Annotated in this window: 13 protein-coding genes; 9 read left to right on the top strand and 4 right to left on the bottom strand. The window is 68.4% G+C overall.

What is annotated here, in order from left to right; all coding sequences use genetic code 11:
• The first annotated feature begins 35 nt into the window (after positions 1-35).
• The 4 genes from ACFC4D_RS01875 (at position 36) to ACFC4D_RS01890 (ending at position 9,267) form a co-directional block, all read left to right on the top strand.
• A complete protein-coding gene (locus tag ACFC4D_RS01875; protein WP_376061881.1) occupies positions 36-1,649 on the top strand; it encodes a TIGR02677 family protein in 1,614 nt (537 codons plus the stop codon).
• Positions 1,649-3,232, top strand: a complete 1,584-nt coding sequence (locus tag ACFC4D_RS01880; RefSeq protein ID WP_376061245.1) for a TIGR02678 family protein — start codon at positions 1,649-1,651, stop codon at positions 3,230-3,232. Before ACFC4D_RS01875 ends, ACFC4D_RS01880 begins: the two co-directional genes overlap by 1 nt.
• On the top strand, positions 3,232-7,734 hold the full coding sequence (locus ACFC4D_RS01885; RefSeq protein ID WP_376061246.1) for an SbcC/MukB-like Walker B domain-containing protein: 4,503 nt from the start codon (positions 3,232-3,234) through the stop codon (positions 7,732-7,734). The genes ACFC4D_RS01880 and ACFC4D_RS01885 overlap by 1 nt, the downstream gene beginning before the upstream one ends.
• Positions 7,735-8,088: 354 nt before the next feature.
• The gene (locus tag ACFC4D_RS01890; protein ID WP_375967608.1) at positions 8,089-9,267 is read left to right on the top strand and encodes a hypothetical protein; all 1,179 of its coding nucleotides are present in this window, start codon (positions 8,089-8,091) and stop codon (positions 9,265-9,267) included.
• 150 nt (positions 9,268-9,417) lie between these two features.
• Here ACFC4D_RS01890 and ACFC4D_RS01895 read toward each other — a convergent pair whose 3' ends face one another.
• On the bottom strand, positions 9,418-10,812 hold the full coding sequence (locus ACFC4D_RS01895) for a metallophosphoesterase (protein ID WP_376061248.1): 1,395 nt from the start codon (positions 10,810-10,812) through the stop codon (positions 9,418-9,420).
• 291 nt (positions 10,813-11,103) lie between these two features.
• Here ACFC4D_RS01895 and ACFC4D_RS01900 point away from each other — a divergent pair, with 291 nt between their 5' ends.
• Entirely contained in the window at positions 11,104-11,832 is a 729-nt protein-coding gene (locus ACFC4D_RS01900; RefSeq protein ID WP_376061249.1) for a VWA domain-containing protein, read from the top strand.
• A 105-nt stretch (positions 11,833-11,937) separates the two neighbouring features.
• On the top strand, positions 11,938-15,783 hold the full coding sequence (locus ACFC4D_RS01905; RefSeq protein WP_376061251.1) for an NACHT and WD repeat domain-containing protein: 3,846 nt from the start codon (positions 11,938-11,940) through the stop codon (positions 15,781-15,783).
• A 23-nt stretch (positions 15,784-15,806) separates the two neighbouring features.
• Here the strand turns inward: ACFC4D_RS01905 and ACFC4D_RS01910 are convergent, their stop codons facing one another.
• The 3 genes from ACFC4D_RS01910 to ACFC4D_RS01920 all read right to left on the bottom strand — a co-directional run bounded on the left by ACFC4D_RS01910 (position 15,807) and on the right by ACFC4D_RS01920 (position 18,535).
• Positions 15,807-16,085, bottom strand: a complete 279-nt coding sequence (locus ACFC4D_RS01910; protein ID WP_364633875.1) for a hypothetical protein — start codon at positions 16,083-16,085, stop codon at positions 15,807-15,809.
• A gap of 99 nt (positions 16,086-16,184) precedes the next feature.
• Entirely contained in the window at positions 16,185-16,607 is a 423-nt protein-coding gene (locus ACFC4D_RS01915) for a M15 family metallopeptidase (RefSeq protein ID WP_364635988.1), read from the bottom strand.
• Between the two features lie 251 nt (positions 16,608-16,858).
• A complete protein-coding gene (locus ACFC4D_RS01920; RefSeq protein ID WP_375967613.1) occupies positions 16,859-18,535 on the bottom strand; it encodes a fumarate hydratase in 1,677 nt (558 codons plus the stop codon).
• Between the two features lie 281 nt (positions 18,536-18,816).
• Here ACFC4D_RS01920 and ACFC4D_RS01925 point away from each other — a divergent pair, with 281 nt between their 5' ends.
• From ACFC4D_RS01925 to ACFC4D_RS01935, 3 genes are all read left to right on the top strand, one after another.
• On the top strand, positions 18,817-19,677 hold the full coding sequence (locus ACFC4D_RS01925) for a helix-turn-helix domain-containing protein (RefSeq protein WP_376061252.1): 861 nt from the start codon (positions 18,817-18,819) through the stop codon (positions 19,675-19,677).
• Positions 19,678-19,815: 138 nt separating this feature from the next.
• Positions 19,816-20,319 carry a MarR family winged helix-turn-helix transcriptional regulator gene (locus ACFC4D_RS01930; RefSeq protein WP_364633869.1) on the top strand — a complete coding sequence of 168 codons (504 nt, stop codon included), beginning with the start codon at positions 19,816-19,818 and terminating at the stop codon, positions 20,317-20,319.
• A 182-nt stretch (positions 20,320-20,501) separates the two neighbouring features.
• Complete coding sequence (locus ACFC4D_RS01935) at positions 20,502-21,398, top strand: STAS domain-containing protein (protein ID WP_364633867.1); 897 nt, start codon at positions 20,502-20,504, stop codon at positions 21,396-21,398.
• The last annotated feature ends 15 nt before the right edge of the window (positions 21,399-21,413 follow it).

Below are 21,413 nucleotides of genomic sequence, written 5' to 3' on the forward strand. Positions count from 1 at the left end.
GGGCCGGCGTGGAGGAGTTCGCGCATGCCGAGCGGCTGCGGTTGTTCTCCTTCGCAACGGCTGAGAAGCGGGGCGACTACCTGTGGGTTTTGCGTGCTTTCGATATGGCGCGGGGGGCCTACGTGGTGCTGCTGCACGCCTCCGACGTCGTGGAGACGCTCAATCGTTGCCCCGGTGGGCCGCGGCTTACCCCCACCGAGGTGGGGCCGCTGCTGGAGCAGCTGCATCAGTGGGGGGTGCTGGAGCGCAGCTATGACGGAACGCGGGCGGCGACGCTGGCGGAGTACCGGAATCGGCATTTCGTGTACCAGTTCTCGCAGGCCGGATTTCAGGCATATCGGGCAGTGTCGGAGGTACTGGAAGCACGGCTCGACGAGGCGTCGCTCTCACGACTGGTACTGCCCGAATTACTCGCGGATCTGCACACCCTCGCGGAGGCGAACCGGAGTGGGGATGCGCCTCGGGTCTATCGGGTGCTGAATCGACTCGATCGGGCGCTCTCGGATCTCGCGGATCGGGCGGCGCATTTCTACCTCACGCTCGGCGATCTGGTGCGGACCACCGAGGCCACCCCGGAAGCCTTCCTGGCGCATAAGGACGCGCTGCTCGCGCATATGCGCGAGTTCTCCATGGACCTGGCACGGTTCGCACCCAGGCTGGCCGCGGCCATTCGCGAGGTGGAGGAGACCGGGGCCGAGGAACTCATCGAACGGGCCGCCCGCTGTGACGAGCGCGTTCTGCTCAATACCGCTGAGCGCGAGGCGGATTGGCGGGCACGCTGGCAGGGCCTGCGGGCGTGGTTCATCGGTGACGGCACCGAGGGCGGGCTCACCGAATGTGAACGCCTGCGCGAGGCGACCATGAGCGCCATCGCCGCGGTGCTGTCGCTGCTGCGGCGGGTCACCGAGACCCGCAAGGGCGGAGTGAGCCGGGAATCGGCGCTGCGCCATCTGGCGGGCTGGTTCACCGCGGCTCCCAGCGCGGATGCCGCGCACGCGCTGTTCGATGCCGTCTTCGGGCTCGGCAGGCCCCGGCATCTGGCCATGCACCACCCCGACGCCGATATCATTCCGGCGATCCGATCCTGGTGGGACGCACCGCCGTTGGAGATCGCGCGCACCCTCGCCGAAACCGGCCGCCCGCCGACGCCCGGCGCACCGGCGCGCCTGCAACGCAATGACGCGGGCATCCGCCGCCTGCGCGAGGCGCAACTCGACGCCCAGCGCGCCCGCTCCCAGGCCGCGCGCTCGCTGGCCGCCGCCGACGTCCACGACCGTGAACTCGACGAACGCGAAACCGAGGTGCTGCTCCGCCTCATCGACGCCGCCTCCACCGCCTGGGTGCCGGTCAGCGGAAGAGTCTCCGGCACAACGGGATCCGACAGCGGCGTCACCCTCACCGTCTCCGAGCACGAGGGTTCCACGGTCGTGCGCACCTCGCGCGGGCTCCTGCACCTGAACAACCGCAAACTCCAGGTGCGTGAGACGGCATCCACGCGCAAGAGCAAAGTCGTGGCCGCGCACGCCGCCAACCGCACATCGACCGGCGGCGGATCAGAGTCCGGTGCCCACACCGCAACCGGTGGCGGCGGGAGTGACGGTTCAGGGGATTCGCAGGGTGTGGACGGTTCCGGGGAGGGGGTGGGCTGATGCATGCGCGGACTATCGATTCGCTGGCGCTGGACAACTATCAGCGGGCGGCTCGGGTGGTGCTGGCGAACCATCTGATCACCCGGAGTTATCCGGATCGGATTGCGCTGCCGTTGATTCGGCGGTGGGCGACGGAGTTGCGCGAGGATCTGGCGGAGCTGTTCGGGTATCGGCTGGAGGTCACCGAATCCACGGCTCGGCTGTTCCCGGTGCTGGACAGCCTCGATGCGGGGCGGCCCGCGCGCACGGCGGCGGATCGGCTCTTCGATCGGCGGCGGTACGCCTACCTGGCGCTGGCACTGGCCGCGCTGGGGCGGGCCGGTGATCAGATCACCTTGTCGGAGTTGGCGGATCAGGTGGCCTCGTACACCGAGCGGGTGGACGGGCTCGATCTGGCGGCCGACCGGGCCGGTGATCGCGACGCGTTCGTGGACGCGGTCGGCTGGCTGGCTGCGCGCGGTGCGGTCACCCTCGCCGACGGTGACGCCGGAGGCTGGGCGAGCGATCCCGAAGCGGGCGAGGCGCTTTACGATATCGACCGATCCGTGGTGTTCGCGCTGTTCCGGCCACCGCGCGCGCTACAGCATCTGCAGAGCGTCACCGGACTGCTCGGCGAGGAAGCCGGTGGCGGTGATACCCGCTCCCCCGCAATGGCTTTGGCGTCGCGCGCGGTGCGGCGGGCGCTGGTGGAGCAGCCGGTCGTCTATGCCGACGATCTGGCGGAGCCGCATCGGTCGCTGCTCGCGCAGGAGAAACTCGTGCACGAGGTCGAGCTGGTCACCGGGCTCAAGGCCGAGCGACGCGCGGAAGGCGTTGCGCTGATCGACAGTTCGGGGCGACTGTCCGATGTGCGATTCCCGGGCACGGGCACGCTCGCGCAGGTCGCGCTGCTGCTGGCCGGTGAGATCGCCGACCTCGTACTGGATCTCGACAATCCCGTCGCACGCATCCCCCGGCCCGAACGCCCGCGCACCGACCTGGCGGACCAGCTCGATACCGCCATTCCGGTCACCACGGTATTCGCGCCGCTCGCCGATACCGTGGATATCTTTGCCGCCGAACAGGATTCGGACGACGAGGACGTCGAGCCCGAGATCCCGGACTATCCGTTCATCGAATCGGCCTGGATTCGCGATACCGTGCGCATGCTCACCGGCCGCTACGGCGCGACCTTCGCCGCCCAATGGCAGGCCGATGTCCCGGGACTCACCGTCGAGGTGGTCGGACTGCTGGAGCGACTGCGCCTGATCGAACGCGTCGACACCACCGCATCCGGCTCCCCCGCACCGGACGATCTCGGTTCCGGCCTGCTCATCCTGCCCGCCCTGGCCCGCTATCGCGGTGCCATCGTCACCATCCGCACCCGCGCGGAAACCGAATTGTTCATCTCACCGACCGATGTCGGCGCGCGGCCGGAACCCGGTGCACCGGTGACGGATCCCGCCCCGGCCGTCCCGGACGACGCGGCCGCGGCGGAGGGTGCCGAGCGGGTCGACCCGCAGTCCGCGATCGCACCCGATCCGGCGGAGACCGCCGCGGACAATTCCGAGCTTGTCGCTACAGAGAAGGGATTCGGGAGCTGATGGGCGACCTCATTCACGGTGGAGTCCGCTTCGTCCCCAGTCGCGCGGGCATCGTCAACCTGTGGGACTACCGGGATCAGGAGTTCTGTTTCGCCGATGGGCGATTGGTGCTGCGCGGGCCGAACGGGTCGGGTAAGACCAAGGCGCTCGAGGTGCTGTTCCCGTTCGTACTGGACGGACGGATCGAACCGCGGCGGTTGAATCCGTTCGCGGGTGAAGAGCGCACCATGAAGTCGAATCTGCTGTACCGCAAGCAGGAATCGGCGTACTCGTACGTGTGGATGGAGTTCGCGCGCGGCTCCTGGTCCGATCCGGAGACGGTGACCGTCGGCATCGGTATGCGCGCCACCCGCTCCTCGGACAAGGTGACGCGCTGGTATTTCGTCGCCGACGGGCGTGTGGGCGTGGACTTCTCACTGCTCGGACCCGATGATCGCCCGCTCACCCGCAAACAGCTGGCCGAGCAGATCGGCGGTGACGCCATAGTGGATCGGCCGGTGGAGTATCGCGCCGCCATCGACGCCCGCATGTTCGGGCTCGGGCAGCAGCGGTACGACCAGCTCATCAATCTGATTCTGACGCTGCGCCGCCCGCAGCTGGCCAAGAACCTGGATCCGCGCGGGCTGTCGCAGGCGCTCACCGACGGTTTGCGGCCGCTCGACGAACAGCTGATCCTGGACGCGGCGCGCTCGTTCAGCGATATGGAGGAGGTCGGGCGCACGCTGGAGGGGCTGATCCAGGCCGATTCCGCCACCAAGGCTTTCGTCGGTGTGTACCGCAAATACCTTGCGGTACAGGCGAAGACCGATATCGATCAGGTGCGCGTGCGCCTGGACGCGGTGACGCACGCCAGTACCGCCCTGCACGCCGCCGCCGCGCTGCGCCGGCGCCGGGAAACCGATCGCGCCGCCGCCGAGACCCGTGCCGAGGATTCCGATCGCGCCTATGAGCAGGCGCTCTCCGATCGCGAAACCCTGCAGCGTTCCAGCGCTTACGAGGGCAAACAGCAGCTCGACGATCTCGCCGACGCCGTGCGCCGCCTGGAGACCTCCTCCGGTGTGCACCGCGATAAGGCGCTCAAGGCCCGCCAGACCGTGGATCAGCGCGCCCAGGAATCCGAGCGTGCCACCGCCGCCGTCCAGCACGCCTCTTCCGCGCTGGCTCGCGGTGAGGACGAATTGCGTTCCGCCGCCGAGGAAGCGGGCATCCCCTGGACCTCGCTCCCCGAGCAGGCCCGCGCCGACCACCTCACCACCACCGTCCGCAGTCACGCCGAGGAGCGCGACGCCGACGTCCGCGCCGTACGCCGCGCCCTGACCATGGTCGACGCCGCCGTCACCGAACGCACCCGCGCCGAACGAGCCACCCAGCGCGCCACCGAACTCCGCGAAGCCGCCGCCGCCGAACTCGCCCAGGCCGAAGCCTCGGTAACCCTGGCCCGCTCCAACACCGCCATCTCCCTGCGCGATTGGTGGGACGAGCACCGCGAGGTCTACACCCCCATCCGCGAGGGCCTCTTCGAAGCCCTCAACGACGCCCTCGCCGCCGCGGGCACCGAAAACCCGTCCCCACAGCGCCACAACGCGGCAGCGGGCATGCTCGGCCAGGCGGGCAAGGGCCGTAAACGCAAGGGTGACACCGCCGATGCCCCCGCCAAAGGCAAGGCAGGCGACGCACCCTCGCCGACCGCGCTCGACAACGGTGCGGCAGCCGAGGTCCCCGGGGCAACCGACAGTGCTTCGGCCACCTCGATTTCGGCCGCGGGATCGAGCACCCACGCAATCCCGGGAACCGCTTTCCACGCCGACACGGAAGACGGCCCGATACTCGCCACCCCGGCCGAAGTGCTGGCCGAGCGCACCGAACCTCTCACCGAGGAGATTCGCGGCCGCCGCCAGGAAGCCAAGTCGCGTGCCGCACAGGCCAAGGCGCGGGCGGCCGAATTGCGCGGCGAGCGTGAGCAGGTCGCGGCCGAACGCGATGACGCGCCGAAGGCATTCACCGCACGCACGGATGTGCGCGGCGAGCACGCCGGTGCTCCGCTGTGGCGTCTGGTTCGCTTCGCCGATTATGTCGGTCCGGAAGCGGCCGCTGGAATCGAGGCGGCGCTCCAGGCCGCGAACCTGCTGGACGGCTGGGTGTGTGCTGATGCCACCCTGCCGGACCACGCCTCCGACCAGTTCCTGGTCCCGCTGCCCAAAGCCCAGCGCCCGAGCGGTCGCACCCTCGCCGATGTGCTTGTGGTGGAGGACGATTCCGACAACCTCACCGTGCCGCGCCAGACGGTCGCCGATGTGCTGGCGTCCATCGCCCTGCACGAATCGCCGACCACGGGTAAGACCGAGACCACTGCCGCCGCACTCCCCGCCGCCAATTCGGTTGCCGGATCCGCCGATTCGCTCGCCATCGCGACCGATGGCTGTTATCGGCAGGGTGTGCAGGTCGGGCGGCATGTCAAGGCGGATGCGGAGTTCATCGGGACCACCGCGCGGGCTCGGCGGCGGGAGCTGCGGCTGGCGGAGTTGGCCGCGGCCATCGAAGCCGCCGAGACCGCTGTGCAGGAGGCGCTGGAGCAGGAGGAGGCCGCGACCGCTGAGTTGGGGCGGGTTTCGGCCGCTGCCAAGGCTTTGCCGCGGACCACGGCGGTAACCGGTGCGCTGCGGGCGGTTTCGGAGGCGGCGGGGATGTTGCGGTCGCGGTCCGAGGCCGCGGCGCAGGCGGAGCGTGATCTCGATCAGGCGGTCGGTGAGTACGGCGCGGCCGATAAGAAGGTGCGGGCTATCGCGGCCGAGCACAAGGCACCGCGCGATCCGGCCGAGTTGGACGCATTGGCCGCGGCGGTGCGGCATTTCGAGAACGCGGGCACCGCGCTGTTGCGGTTGCGCGGGGACTCCCAGCGCGAGAACGAACGCTCCCGCGAGGCCGGGGATCGGCTCGACGAGGCCACCGATCTGGCCGAGGCGTTCGCCGAGGAGGCCGAGGCGGCGCGCGGCGGGTACGAGGAGCAGCTGCGCAAGCTGGAGACGCTGCGCGAGGCGCTCGGCGCGGGCGCGGCCGATATCGATCGCGAACTGGAGGCCGCGCGCGAGCGCATCGATGCCGCACGCGCGGAACAGAAGTCGGCCCGCAAGGCCGCACACGAGGCGATCGAGGCCGTCGGCACCGCCGAGGGCGCGCACCGTGCCGCGCACAACACCCTGGGCACCGCGCTGACCGAATTGCTGGCCGATGTCAGGCATTTGGCCCCGTACGCCCGCCCGGACCTGCTGAGCCTGCTGGGCGCGCCGATCGAGAGCCGCTGGCCCAGCAGCGATGCGGCCTGGTCCACGCCCGAACAGCTGCTGTACCGCATCGAGAACGGCGATCCGGAGCAGGAGCCCAAGGTGCTCCCGGACGAGGTCGCCGAACTGTTCGAGAACCTCGCCACCGCAACGGCTTCGGTGCGCGCCGGGGAGGCCACCCGCAAGTCCACGCGCAGCGCCGTCACCACCGCGCTGCAGGAGTTCGATGCCGCGCTCACCGCGGCCCGGCAGGACTACCGCCTGCACTGGGACGCCGCGGACGGTCTCACCGTGGTGCAGGTGCACGACGATCACGGCCTGTCGTCACTGGCGGATTTCGCCGAGCGCATCGGCGGCGCGCGCCGGGATCAGGAATTGCTGCTCACCGATTCCGAGCGCCGCATCCTGGAGGACGCGCTGCTCACCGGTCTGGCCCAGCAGATTCACGAACGCACCAGCGACGCACGCGATCTCATCACCCGCATGGGCATGGAGATGAAGCAGCGCCGCATGTCCTCGGGCAATACCATCGGCGTGCACTGGGTGCTGGCCGACAATCTGTCCGAGCCCGCGCGGGCGGTGTGCAAACTGCTCGATCGCGATTCCGCCGAACTGGTCCCGGACGATCTCGCCACCATCCGTGCGCATTTCGCGGCCGAGATCCGGGCCGCGCGCGCGAGCCATCCGGAGCGTTCGTTCCCGGAGATTCTGGCCGCCACGCTGGATTACCGCACCTGGCGGTCGTTCTCGTTCACCATCATCACCTCCGATGGCACCGAGGATCGGCTCACGGTGGCCAGGCACAGCGCGCTGTCCGGCGGTGAGCAGTCGGTATCGCTGCACCTGCCGCTGTTCGCGGCCGCGCACGTCATGCTGGATTCGGCGGACCCCCAGGCCCCGCGCCTGCTGGCGCTGGACGAGGCGTTCGCCGGTGTCGATGACAATGGTAAGAGCGAACTGCTGGGCCTGTCCGTGCAATTCGATCTCGACCTGTTCATGACCGGTTACGACCTGTGGATCACCTACGCGCATGTCCCGGGGTGCTCGCACTACGATCTTGCGCACTCCGCGGCCGAGAACACCGTCAGCGCAACGCTGCTGGTGTGGGACAGCGCCGATCTGCTGGCCGAACACGACGGCACCGATCTCACCGCGGCGCTCGGCTCCCCCAATCGGCGTCGGCTCCCGCACGGTGTGGAAGGCGCGATGGCGCTGCTCTGACGGACGCCGCCCCGCGCGCGAATCACGGTCCGCGCGCGGGGCTTACGCGAACTTCGCTCTTCATGACCGGTTTCGCACGGTTGCGGTGATCGTCACTCGAATCCCGTCCGCACCGTGTCCAGTGGCCTGGACACGGCTACGGAACCGGCCCTCGGCGGGCGGTCCGAAACACCCCTGGTAAACAACTCGTGCACCACCGGATTACGCGTGTCGCGGCGCGCCACGCCGTAAGGATTGGTGTATCGGCAAATCAACAGTTTCGCCAATGGCGGTGTATCGACTAGAAATGTTTTCCGTGCCGATCCCTATCGAGTTCACCTGTCAGCCATCGATACTCCCGGGACGGGGGACCCGATGACGATCGAACATCCGCTGGAGGACGAAGTCTCCGTCCTCGCACGGCGGGTCGAGAAGGCCCGCGGACGTCTGGCCTATCAGTTCGACCCCGCCCTCACCGAGGCGCTCTCGGAGAACGAACTCTCCGCCGAGCGCGAGCTAGCCGAGCGCATTCGCGATGAAGATCGCGCCCAGCGCCTGAAGCAAGTCGAGGCCGCGGCCGCCACGGCTGACCGCGCCCGGCAGACCACCGAAGAAATCGAGAAGGCCGACATTCGGGACTTGCTGATGGCCCGCAAGGCGATTGCCGCGCAGCGGCGCGAATCCAGCCCGCACGCCAAGCTGGCTTCGCTGTACAAGCATCGCGCGTGGTCGCTGCGCGCGCTGGCGGGTGTGGTCGCCGCGGGCATGCTGTGGTCCGCGGTCAACGTGCAGCACAATATCGCTCCCGGTGGTGCGAAGGATCCGCTGTTCTGGTTCAGCTACCTGCTCGAAGGCATGATCAGCGTCTGCCTCGTGATCATCATGATCGGCACCAACAAGGTCGCCGAGTGGGGTGTCATCGACAGCACCAAGCAGGTCGTCGCGGCCGAGATGGCGCTGCTGGGCCTGACGGTCACGCTGAACACCTACCCCTACCTGAAAACCGGTAGCTGGTACGACGTCTCGGTGCACGCCATCGCGCCGGTGATGATCGGCGTGGCGCTGCTCATCCACAATGCCGCCAGCGCCCGGTACGGTCTGGCCATCGTCCGAGCCACCGATCAGATCCGGGATCTCCCCGATCCGGCCGAGACGATTCGCCGCACCCTGCCGAGCATGGTGACCTGGCCGACCCGGCCCACCGGGCCCAGCGCCGCCCCGACCATGGCCGCGCCCACCCCGGCGCTGACCGCTGCTCCCGAGGCCGAGGCCGCACAGGTGGTGGAGAGCACCCCGGATCCGGTGCCTGTCAAACCGCAGCCCAAGCCCGCCCCGCGCAAGGAAGAGCGCACCTCGGCCACCAAATCGGCGAAAACCGCCGAGGCCGAGACGCATTCGGACATCAGCGACGGCGGTCCGCCGCTGAACGTGTACGACACCGGTCAGTTCCGGATCGCGGAAACCCTCGAACAGGAACTCGCCGAACTCCAGGCCGCCCGCCGTCGCGCTCGCGCCGCGGCCCGCGCCCGCAATGGGGGAACCGACGTCGACTGATACCCGTACGGCACCCGCCACCGCCCGTAGCCAGCGCTGCGGGCGGTATCGGCGGTTTCACGGGTGATCATGCCGCGCCGGGTGATTCGGACGTCAGCGCAGCCGACCGAAGCACCCGGCGCGATCGGCGAAGCGGATCGCGCTGACGGCTCAGCTCACCCCGGTGAGTCCCGAGAAGTCGCGCAGCACAACGTGATTGCGGGCCGCCAGACTGCCCAGCGCGTGATCGGGATGCAGGCCCAGATACTGCTTGCGGGTCCGGGTGCTCCAGCGTCGCGCCTGTTCGGACCGCGTCTTGTAGAAGTTGGCCATATAGCCGCCCTCGTAGATGCGCAGCAGCATGTACCCGCCCGGGTACTCCTTCACCGCGGCGACTTCCAGGAATTCGACCGGTACGCCGGAATCGGCCCGGGTGACGCGATTTCGATGCGTATGCCCGCTGTGATGCAGGAAAACCCCCGGGGCCGAACGGTAGAGGGTGTGCAATGCCGCCGCATTGGCCCTGTCGAGCACGAAACCCGGTCCGCCCGGGTTGCTTATCGCCGCGTGCGTCGTGATCGGGTGGTGACCGAATACGAGCGTCGGCCGATCCGGTTCCGCGTGCAGCAGATCGCGCAGATGCGCCAGCTGCGCGAAATCCAGGGTGCCCCCGCCGCCGCGCACCCGCGGCCGGGTGGTGTCCAGTCCCACCAGACGCATTCCGCCCAAAGCGTATTCGCCGAGCTGCTGGTACGGATAGAACACCTCGCCCCAGTGGTCCGCTTCGTCCTTGGGCGGCATATCGTGGTTGCCGCGGCAGACGAAGTAATCGCGCCCCAGCTCACCCCAGGTGTCCAACTGCGCGCGCACGGCCGCGCACTGTGCCGCAGTGCCGTGATCGGTCAGATCGCCCGCGGCGATGAGATGGTCTGCGCCCCGGCCGGATTCGCGTAACTCCTCGAGCACCGCCGCCAGCATGAACTCCGGATAGCGGTCATCGCCGAACCCCTCGACCAGCCCGCCCGGCAGCAGCCCGCTGCGCACCTCGCCGTGATGCAGATCGTTCGCCAGCGCGATGGTGCGCAGCAGTCGCCCCGGCGGCGGGATGAGGGTGCGGACGCGGCCGGTGGATTCGGGCGCGCCCGAACGCCGGGTGGTGAGCGTGCGCGCGGGCGTGGCCCGGCAGCTGTCCGAATACGCCTCGAAGCGGTACTCCCGCCCGGGCTCCAGACCGGTGATCTCCGCATAATGGAAAGCGGTGCGCCCGGATTCGTGCCACCGCACCGGCAGCGGCAGCGGGCTGTCCGCCGGTCCGAGGCGCACCTCGGTATCGGCCGGCGCGGGCTGTAACCGCCCCGCCCGATTCCGAATGCGCGAGGTCCAGGTCAGGATCACCGACGTATCGGTGACGGTGACTACCTCGAGATCCGACACCGTCAGCGAATTGTGTTGTATCCGAGCCCCGTAACCGGCGAACACCGGGCGCTGTGCCCGCACCGCCACCGCCGCCCCCGTGGCGGCATTGGCCAGCCACAATGTTCGTAATCGCGGATCCAGCACGACCATCTCCGTCCGCCGCCGACTGCTATTACCCGACGGTACGGTTAACGATTGAACGCAGCTATGACCGCACATGACCGGTCAGCCGCCAGCTCCGGACATTTGTGCCGCACCCGCCGCGTCCGAGTGAATACCCGGTGATCATTCCGGTCCGGAAATTCCGGCAAGCCCCCTGACCTGCGCACGAAGGCGTCCGCGCGGGAGAAAGCCACGTCTTCACCCGGCCCCGAATCTATCGTCGACGCAGTTCCAGACGCGTTGCCGCACCGCCGGTTTCGCCCGGCCGAAAGGTGACCCGTGGGGGGCGCATCCACTCATCCCGTTCGAATCGAGCCGCCGGTCTTGCCGGTCTGCCTGCTGATCGACGTCTCCGGCTCCATGTACGGACCACCGATCGACGCGGTGAATCGACTGCTGCCCGGGGTGCGGCGCGCACTGCTGGCCGATCCCGGGGCGCGCACGCGAGTGCGGTTGGCGTTGATCGCGTTCGCCTCCGACGCGCACACCGTCCTGCCGCTGACCGAACTCCCCCGGGCGCGCATTCCGTTCCTCCAGGCGGGCGGCGCGACCAATTTCCGGGCCGCCTTTCATCGGGCGCGCACGACCCTCGCGGACGGAATCCGCGCACGGGACACGGGGATCGGCGTATCCCGCCCGGTGGTCTACTTCCTCAGCGACGGCGGTGACACCGGCGCGGATTGGCGGGCCGACTGGGAGCGGCTGACCGATCCGGCCGATCCGCACGGTGCGGAAGTGGTCAGCTTCGGGATGGGCGCGGCGGACCGGCAGGCCATCGGCGCGGTCTCGACCCGGTACGCGTTCTTCGCCCGAGACCGCGATCCGGTCGTCGCCACCGCGAGCATCCTGGACACCGTCACCGCGAGCATCGCCGAGACCGCCGCCACCATGACCGCGACCGCCGCGAACATCACCGGTACCGCCGCGTCCGGTCACTGCGGAACCGCATCGCTGATCGTCCCGGCCGCGGCCGGATTGACGCCGCTGCCCGTCGACTCGGCCGACTGAGCCGACCGACCGAGGCACCACCCCGCGCACCGCGCCGACCCGCGTTCCATACTCCTTCGGGCCGGAGAACGCCTCCGGCACAGCACAATGGGAGGCAATCGGCTCATGACCGATGACACCGGTCCGCTACCCGGCAACGAACTACCGCGCGAGGTGTTCGCACAGCAGCTGACCAGTCTCTGGCGGTACGCGGGCAATCCGACCCTGCAGGCCGTCGCCGATGCCGCGAACCGCGTCATGCGATCGAGTCGCGGTGAGAACGCCAAACGGCTCACCGTGCAGCGCATCAGCGATTGGCGCAAGGGCCGCAATCTGCCCGCGGTCTTCGAATCGGTGCGGCCGGTGCTGTTCGTGCTCATCGAGATGACCAAGCAGAAGTCCGAACCGGTTCCGGCGCAACTGCTGGATTCGACCCGCTGGCGGCAACTCTGGGTGAGCGCGGTGGCGTGGACGCCGGTCTCGGATTGCCCGTATCGCGGCCTGGAGTCCTATCGCACCGAGAACGCCGCACTGTTCTTCGGGCGGGATCGGCCCTCGGCCGAACTCGTCGCGCTGGTGCGAAAGACCGGTGATACCGGCGGCGGGATCGTCATCCTGGTCGGCGCGTCGGGCGCGGGCAAATCATCGCTGCTCGCCGCCGGGCTCATTCCCGGGCTCGGGCCGGACTGGACGGTTCGCACCGGAACCCCGAGTGCCCCACCCGATATGGCGGATCTGCCGGCGGACCACAGCGCGCTGATCATCGACCAGTTCGAGGAGCTGTTCACCCAGTCCGCGACCGCTGCCGAACAGCTCGAGTTCATCGAAACCCTCACCCGGCGCGCGGAATCCGGCGCGACCGTGGTGCTCGGGCTGCGCGCCGACTTCTTCGCCCGCTGCCTGGATCATCCCGCACTCGCCGATGCGCTGGGCCGTAGCGCGTACGTGCTGGCCCCGATGCTGGCGACCGAACTCACCGAGGCGATCACCCGGCCCGCCCGCGCGCACGGACTCAAGATCGAGAGCGGCCTGGTCGAATTGATCAGCGCCGAACTGGTCGGGCTCGGCGGCCATACCGACGGTTCCGGGGCCCTCCCGCTGCTATCACACGTCATGGCCGTCACCTGGCAGCGCGGGGACGGTAACCGGCTCACCCTGGCGAGTTATCGGGAAGCGGGCGGTGTCGCCGGTTCGGTCGCGCAGACCGCCCAGGAGGCGTGGGCCCGGCTGGACGCGGCCGGACAGGAGGCCGCCAGATCCATCCTGCTGCGCCTGGTCACCGTCGGGCAGGACACCCGCGATACCCGCAGGCACCTGCCGATCACCGAATTGCTCACCCACACCGATGATCCCGACGCCGCGGCCGATGCGCTCGAACAGCTGGCCAGTGCCCGGCTGATCACCCTCGACACCGATACCGCCGCGCTCACCCATGAGATCGTGATCGACGCCTGGCCCGAACTGCGCGGCTGGATCGACGCCGACCGGGACGGGCATCTCATCCGGCAGCGCGCCGAAACCGATGCGGCGGAATGGGTTTCCGCCGGACGCACCCGCGCGCTGCTGTATCGGGGCGATCGGCTCACCCGGGCGCGGGCGCACGGCCGGACCGTGGCCGGGCAGACCGGCGAATTCCTGGGTGCCGCGATTCGCGCACGGCGACAGCGCATCTGGATGCAGGCCGGACTCGCGGGCACGCTGGCCATCCTGCTCGTGGCGGCGCTGACCGGTTTCACCAATACCCGAATCGCCAACCGCGAGAAGGACGCCGGATTCTTCGCGAACGTGCTCAGCGAGGCGAGCCGGGTGCAGAGCAGCGATCCGACCCTCTCCGCCGAACTCGCCATCCTGGCCGCCGGACTGCGACCCGACGATCTCGATGTGGCATCCCGGCTGATCGGCACCCAGAGCCTGCCCGCCGTCGCCGCGTTCACCGCCGATACCGGTCCGGTGTCGATGCTGGCGTACGCGGACGGTGATGTACTCGCGACAGCGGGAGCCGATCGATCCATCCGGCTCTGGAATACCGCGAGTCCGGGCGCGGTCACCCCGGCCGGACCGGCGATCACCGATCACACCGGCACCGTGACCGCACTGGCCGCGCTCGGGACACTGCTGATCTCCGGCGGTGATGACCACACCGTGCGCATCCGCGATATCTCCGATCCGGCCCGATCGCGGATATCGGCCGTCATCGATACCGGCGCTCCGATCACGGCCCTGGCGCTGGCACACGACGGCCACACCCTCGCGGTCGCCGATGAGCACGGGGCCGATCTGTACGACCTCACCGATCCCGCGCGCCCCGCCCGCCTGCCGATCCGGTTCCCCGTCGACGGCAGGCTGACCACCCTCGGCTTCGTCAGTGATGACCGCACCCTGCTGACCGTCGATCGGGTGACGCCCAACGCCGCGGCGCAGACGCGCACCCTGCGGGCCTGGAATACCGCTCCGGCACAGGGCATTCCGAACAGCACGGTGCTCGCGCAATCCGCCGATCTGCGGATGATGCCGAGCCCGGCGGGCAATCTCGTCGCCATCGCCGACGATCGGCCCGGCAGCGCTGCGGCGGTCGACAGCGAGGTGCGGCTCATCCGCGTCGACGGCGCCGACCGCACCACCCCGGTCGGCCCATCGTTCGCCGCGTCCTCGGCGACCTATCTGCTCGGTATGGCCTTCAGCCCGGACGGGCGCACCCTGGCCACCTTGACCGCCTTCGGCACCGGGCTGTGGAACCTCTCCGATCCGGCCCGCCCGGTGGCGCTCGGCCCACTGCTCACCGGCAATGCGGCCGCCTGTCCCCGGATACCGGCCGAACATCGCTGCACCGCGATCCCGGGGGCCCTGCGATTCAGCCATGACGGACGGGTGCTCGCCATCGGATTCGAGGACGGGGCCGTGCAGCAGTGGCTGGTGCCGCCCGCCGTGCTCGGCGGCCAAGCCGGGCAGGTACGACCGGTGATCAGCGCCGACGGCACCCGCATGCTGACCGTCGCGCCCGGTGCGGACGCGCATATCTGGGATATCCACGATCCGGCGGCCGTGCGATTGGCCGGGACCATCCCCACGCCCGATGTCCGGTTGCCCGGTCTGGCGGTGACCACGCTGCCCTCGGTCAGCTCCGACGGTAAGTTCGCCGGTCTGGTCATGGACGGCGCGATGACGCTCGTCGATATCTCCGATCCCGCGAAACCGCGTGCGGGATACCGGTTTTCCAATGCCATCGGACTGGGATTCGCCGTGGACCGGCCGCTGCTGCTCACGATATCGGCGACTCCGCCGAGCTTCCAGGCGTGGAATTACGCCGATCCGGCACATCCGGTGCCGTTGGGATTACCCGTGCAGGTGCAGATCTCGTCGAAGGTCGCCTCGACCGGCGCACAGGTGTCGATGACCCGGGACGGCGAACTGATCGCGGCGTTGACCGACAAGCTGATGCTGTGGGACGCCGATATCCGCAAGCTGGGACCACCGCTGGGCGCAACGGGGGCCGACTGGTCCGGCGGCGGTTTGGGACTCGCGATCAGTCCCGATCATCGAATCGCCGTCGCGGCGGGCGATTTCGGCCTGGTGCGGCGCTGGGATATCAGCGATCCGGCGCACATCGAACCGATCGGCGAACCCTTCCGAGCCAGTGAGATCACCGTCACCGCACTGGATCTCAGCGCCGATGGCCGCCTGCTCGCCACCGGCGGCACCGATTCCACCGTCCGGCTCTGGAATTTCGCCGATCCGGCGCATCCGGTGGCCTACGGCCAATCGCTGACCCCGCCGTCGGCCAGCCCCTGGCACGTCGCCTTCCATCCGAAGGCGAACTACCTGTTCGGCGGCGGCGACAATGGCGCACTGCGGGTCTGGGATCTCGACCCGCGGCACGCCGTCACCCGCCTGTGCGCGCTCCTCGGCTCGCGCATAAACGCCGACCTCGCCGATCATTTTCCCGCACAACGGCTTCCCCGCCTCTGCGCGTGATATCGACTGCGTCCCGGTGTTGTTCAGCGACCCGGGATCGGATGGTCGGCCGGGACCACCACCGCCGGACGCGGCTGGGCGGGAGTGCCCGAGTGCTGGGCGTAGCCGAGCCAGCCGGTGCCCACGAAGATGGCCAGCAGCACGGCGGTGGGGAGTTCGAACAGCAACCAGCCGGGGGCCATCACCGATTCGCGAGCGGTGGGGTACGGGGTGCGGACCGGATGGGTGAGGCGGTGGGCTCGAACGGGTGGGCGCTGCCTGCCGATGCTGCCGTGCCTCGTATGTTGCTGTTGCCGGACCACCCATTGCCTCCGTAGCTAGAAATGTGCCGAACCCCAGGATGCCGAATCAGCGGCGAGCGCACAGCGGTGAATGAGCGGACAACAGGGTGTCCGGTCTTTTCAGCGCATGCTCGCATTGGGTAGTCGTGCGGGGCAGGACATTCCGGGCACGGTGACCAACTCGAAGTGCCACCACTCATTGTCGTACGTGCGGCACAGCCCCCAGCGGTTGCCATTGTCCTCGAGCCATTGCGCGCCCGCGCGCGGGCCGACATCGATGGCCTGGCCGGAGACGTGCGTGGATTCCTCGGGCGGGAGCACCCACTGGCGGGCCGCCTCCGGACTGCCGTAGGTGCGAATTCCGTCCTCCCACATGGCCTGCTGTTCGGCGGGCGAGCGGTAGCCGGAGGTGATCCAGATGGTCACGCCCTCCTCGCGCGCCTGTGCGGCGGCCGAGGAGTACGCCGAGGCCAGCAGCGGGTCCAGGCCCTCGGTCTCGGCGGAGATGGCCGAGGCGGACGGCAGCGGGGGTACGCCGAACACGTTCCCCGGCAGCGGACTCGCGGGCAGATCGATGATCTCCCCGGGCGCGGCGATCGCGGGAGCGGCATGCGCGGACGGCGATGCCGATGGCAGACCCGCGACGAACAGGCCCGCCCCCGCGATCAGCGAGACCGCGGCGGCTCTGCGGGTACCGCGGCTGATTGCCGGATTCGCCCGGTATGCAAGCTTTTCCGGCTCGCATACCGGATTGTCGTCGCGGCGCTCAGCGCGCATACGGCCCTCTTCCTCGTTCAGATTCGTTCCTTGGACCGCTCGCGGACACGCAGCGCGATCGGCTTGGAGGTTTCGGCGAAGAAGTCGTTGCCCTTGTCATCGACCACGATGAAGGCCGGGAAATCCTCGACCTCGATCTTCCAGACGGCTTCCATGCCGAGCTCAGGGTATTCGAGAACTTCGACGGATTTTATGCAGTCGAGGGCGAGTCGCGCCGCGGGTCCGCCGATCGAGCCGAGATAGAAGCCGCCGTGTGCGTTGCACGCCTTGGTGACCTGTGCGGAACGATTGCCCTTGGCCAGCATGACATGTGAGCCACCCGCGGCCTGGAACTGATCGACGTAGGAGTCCATGCGACCGGCGGTGGTCGGGCCGAACGACCCCGAGGCGTACCCGTCGGGGGTCTTGGCCGGACCGGCGTAGTACACGGCCATATCGCGCATGTACTGCGGCATCGGCTCGCCCGCGTCCAGGCGCTCCTTGATCTTGGCATGCGCGATATCGCGCGCCACGACCAGCGGGCCGGTCAGCGAAAGCCGGGTCTTCACAGGGTATTTGGACAGTTCGTCGCGGATCTCGGACATCGGCCGGTTCAGGTCGATCTTGACCACGTCACCGCCCAGGATGGCATCGGTCTGCTCCGGCAGGTACTGCGCCGGTTCCCGCTCGAGCTGCTCCAGGAACACGCCCTCGGGGGTGATCTTGGCCAGCGCCTGGCGATCCGCCGAACAGGACACCGCGATGGCGACCGGCAGCGACGCACCGTGCCGGGGCAGGCGGATGACGCGCACGTCATGGCAGAAGTACTTACCGCCGAACTGCGCGCCGATCCCGAAGGACTGGGTCAGCTTGAAGACCTGCTCCTCGAGCTCCAGATCACGGAAGCCGTGCGCGGACATCGAGCCCTCGGTCGGCATATTGTCCAGATAGTGCGCGGAGGCGTATTTCGCTGTCTTCAAAGCGAATTCGGCGCTGGTGCCGCCGATGACGACCGCCAGGTGGTACGGCGGGCAGGCCGCGGTGCCGAGCGAGCGGATCTTCTCGTCCAGGAATTCCAGCATGCGATCCGGGTTCAGGATCGCCTTGGTCTCCTGGAACAGGAAGGACTTGTTGGCCGAACCGCCGCCCTTGGCCATGTACAGGAACTTGTATGAGGGCTTGGCGGGATCGCCTGCGGCCGAATACAACTCGACCTGCGCGGGCAGATTGTTGCCGGTGTTCTTCTCATCCCACATATTGATGGGCGCGAGCTGGGAGTAGCGCAGGTTCAGCTTGGTGTAGGCGTCGAACACACCGCGCGAGATCCACTCCGCGTCGTCCGCGCCGGTGAGCACGCCCTCGGACTTCTTGCCCATCACGATGGCGGTGCCGGTGTCCTGGCACATGGGCAGGATCCCGCCCGCGGAGATGTTCACGTTCTTGAGCAGATCCAGGGCCACGAACCGGTCGTTACCGCTGGACTCCGGATCATCGATGATCTTGCGAAGCTGTGCCAGGTGCGCGGGCCGCAGGTAGTGGCTGATGTCATGCATCGCCTCCGCGGTCAGCATGCGCAGCACCTCGGGCTCCACCTGCAGGAAGGTGCGCCCGTTCACCTCGAACGTGCTGACCCCCTCGGTCGTCAGCAACCGATACGGCGTCTCATCGGCACCGATCGGCAGCAGATCCGAATACAGGAAATCAGGCGCGGTCAAGGTTCGCACTCCTCGAGCAGGGCTGGGGGCTGTCCAGCCGACGGTTCAAGCACAGAGACTTTATCCACCGCCCCGGTACCGCCTCCGCGCAGGCAGTCCTAACCGGAAATATCGCCCGTGGGATCGCATTTGCACTTGCATTTGCACACACGAAGTTTGCTGAGACCGTTTCCCGCCCCGCCCCGCGCTGTCAGACTCGGTCCGTGGCTATTCCACGCGGGGCTCGGGAACGCCGAGCCGAGAACACCGATCGACACCAAACCATCAGCAGGCGAAGGCCTTTGCCCGCCATCCTGGGCGACCGCTTCCGGCGACTACGCGAAGCCGGCGATATCACCCAGCGGACCGCGGGTAGGGCCATCCACGCCGACGCCTCCAAGATCAGCCGCCTCGAATCGGGGCGCACCCACTGGCATGAGGACGACGCCGCGGTCCTGCTCGACCTCTACGGCGTCCCCGCCGCCGCCCGGCAGCGCTATCTGACCTGGGCACAGCGGGTCAACGGCCCGAGCTGGCCGGATTATGACGATACGGACGCCGACTCCGGACTGGACGCGCTGCTCGGTGACGTGCCGCTGCAACTCGTCCGCGGCTATGAGCACGGGGTCATCCCGGCGCTGCTGCAGACCCGCGAGTACGCGGACGCGGCGCTGCGCATGTCCCGGGAAGAGCTGTGCGAGGACGATGTGACCGCGGTACTGGAGTTGCGCATGCGCAGCCAGGAGATGCTCTTCGACCGGCATCCGCCCACGGTCTGGCTCGTCGTCGAGAAGACCGCGCTGCTGCGGCCCGTCGTCGATACGACCCTGTGGCACAGGCAGATCGATCATCTGCTCATGCTCGCCGAACTCCCCCACGTGACCGTACAACTGCTCGACGATGCCGCGTGCGGACCCGCACGAACCGGCGAATCCTTTACATACCTCCGATTCCGGAATTTCCGGCTGCACGAATTGGTGCGCACACAACAGCTGTCCGGGGCGATCTGCCGGGATCTGCCCGCGGACACCGAACCGTATCTGCGCACCGCGGACCGGCTGGCCATGCTCGCCGCGGCCCCGCGAGCGAGCATCGAGCGAATCGGCGAACTCCGTCGCGCGGTACCCGAGCCGGGTGCACAACCCGGCCCCGGGGCGGGCTAGCGATGCCCGAGACGCGATGTCCGAGTGCGGATTTGTGTGAATCCCGGTGCGGATTGTGCGAATCCGCACAGGTTGCACCTTCAAGTCGGGGGGTGTTACCTGTGATGATGCGCTTGTCGGCGGCGGGGAGGATCTAGCATGGCAGCAGACACCGGGAGTGGAATCGTGACCGAAACCCGTTGGCTCGACGATGTCGAGACGCGTGCGTGGCTGGGATTCGTGTTCACCCGCGACCTCATCGCCGCCGCGGTCGGGCGGGATTCGCTGCGCGAATCCAATCTGACCTATGTCGAATACACGGTACTGGCCCGGCTGGCCGACGCACAGGACCATCGGCGCAGCTTCGCCGAACTGGCCGGGGTGCTGGAATGGTCGCAGAGCAGGCTCTCGCATCAGATCACCCGGATGGAGAAGCGCGGGCTGGTGGCCCGCGAATCGATTCCCGACGATGCCCGGCGCACCGCCGCCGTACTCACCGCCAAGGGCGAGCAGGTACTGGCCGGAGCCGCGCCCGCACATGTGGAAAGCGTGCGGCGGCACATGATCGATGTGCTGGACAGCGGGCAGCTCACCGCGCTGGCCGATATCTACGACACCTTATTGGCGCACCACCGAAGACCCGATACGAGGAACCCCATCTGAGCGAAAAATACCCGTCGACCGGCGTTTGGTTTGGCACACGGGGGGTAGTGGGTAAGACTAGGCTCGGCACCGGCTTCCGACGGCGGTCGGCACCGAGCGCATGGTCGGCAAACGACCGCCGCGCTAGTTGACTCGAGTGTGTGCACCCCGACCTGGCCTTAGCGAAAGGGGCAGGAGTTTTCATGTCCGACGTGTCCATAAGCCTTTCGGCGGATTCGCAGCCCGCGGGTTCTGTCGACAACCTGCTCCCGCAGCTCGTCGAACACCTGCGGCAGAACCGCACCGAACTGCGCGAGGAGTGGGCCCGTCGCATCACCGATGCCCAGCTGCTGACCGCCATGACCCCGGAGGAGATCTTCTCCGAAGCGACCTCGGTCTACGACAACTACGTCGAGGTGCTCGAAACCGGTAGCGTCGAAGCGCTGCAGGCCTACGCGCGTGATCTGTCCGAACGCATCATCCCGCGAGGCGTCGAAACCGACGAGGTCGTCGGCATCGTGCTACTGCTTCGAGATGTGCTGGCCCGCAGCCTCTTCGAGAAGTATCAGACCGACTTCGAATTGCTCAAGCGGGTGCTGGACGCGTACGAACCAGCCGCCAACCGCATCGCCAACACCGTGGCCGTCTCCTTCGTGCAGGAGCGCGAGCGCGTTATCCGCCAGCAGCAGGAGGCGATTCGCGAACTCTCCACCCCGGTGTTGCAGGTGCGCGAGCAGTTGCTCATCCTGCCCATCATCGGCGTGCTGGACTCCCAGCGGGCACGCCAGCTCACCGAACAGCTGCTGCGCGCGATTCGCGCCAACCGCGCCAAGGTCGTCGTCATCGATATCACCGGTGTCCCCGCGATCGACTCCACGGTCGCCAACCACTTGGTGCAGACCGTGGACGCGTCCGGCCTGATGGGCGCGAACGTGATCATCACCGGTCTGTCCTCGGAGATCGCGCTCACCCTGGTCACCATCGGCCTGGATCTGTCGAAGATGAACGCGGTCGGCGACCTCCAGGGTGGTATCGAAGAGGCCGAGCGGCTCCTGGGCTACGAAGTGTCGCGTGTCCCCGCTGACCGCGACGGACGGTAACCCGGGACAGGGCCC

Source organism: Nocardia sp. NPDC056000, from assembly GCF_042269265.1.
Classification (GTDB): domain Bacteria; phylum Actinomycetota; class Actinomycetes; order Mycobacteriales; family Mycobacteriaceae; genus Nocardia.

What these genes read in the sequence shown, in the direction of transcription:
- ACFC4D_RS01880 (WP_376061245.1), top strand. Translation starts at nt 1,649, where the DNA reads ATGCATGCGCGGACTATCGATTCGCTGGCGCTGGACAACTATCAGCGG.
- ACFC4D_RS01885 (WP_376061246.1), top strand. Translation starts at nt 3,232, where the DNA reads ATGGGCGACCTCATTCACGGTGGAGTCCGCTTCGTCCCCAGTCGCGCG.
- ACFC4D_RS01890 (WP_375967608.1), top strand. Translation starts at nt 8,089, where the DNA reads ATGACGATCGAACATCCGCTGGAGGACGAAGTCTCCGTCCTCGCACGG.
- ACFC4D_RS01895 (WP_376061248.1), bottom strand. Translation starts at nt 10,812, where the DNA reads ATGGTCGTGCTGGATCCGCGATTACGAACATTGTGGCTGGCCAATGCC.
- ACFC4D_RS01905 (WP_376061251.1), top strand. Translation starts at nt 11,938, where the DNA reads ATGACCGATGACACCGGTCCGCTACCCGGCAACGAACTACCGCGCGAG.
- ACFC4D_RS01930 (WP_364633869.1), top strand. Translation starts at nt 19,816, where the DNA reads ATGGCAGCAGACACCGGGAGTGGAATCGTGACCGAAACCCGTTGGCTC.
- ACFC4D_RS01935 (WP_364633867.1), top strand. Translation starts at nt 20,502, where the DNA reads ATGTCCGACGTGTCCATAAGCCTTTCGGCGGATTCGCAGCCCGCGGGT.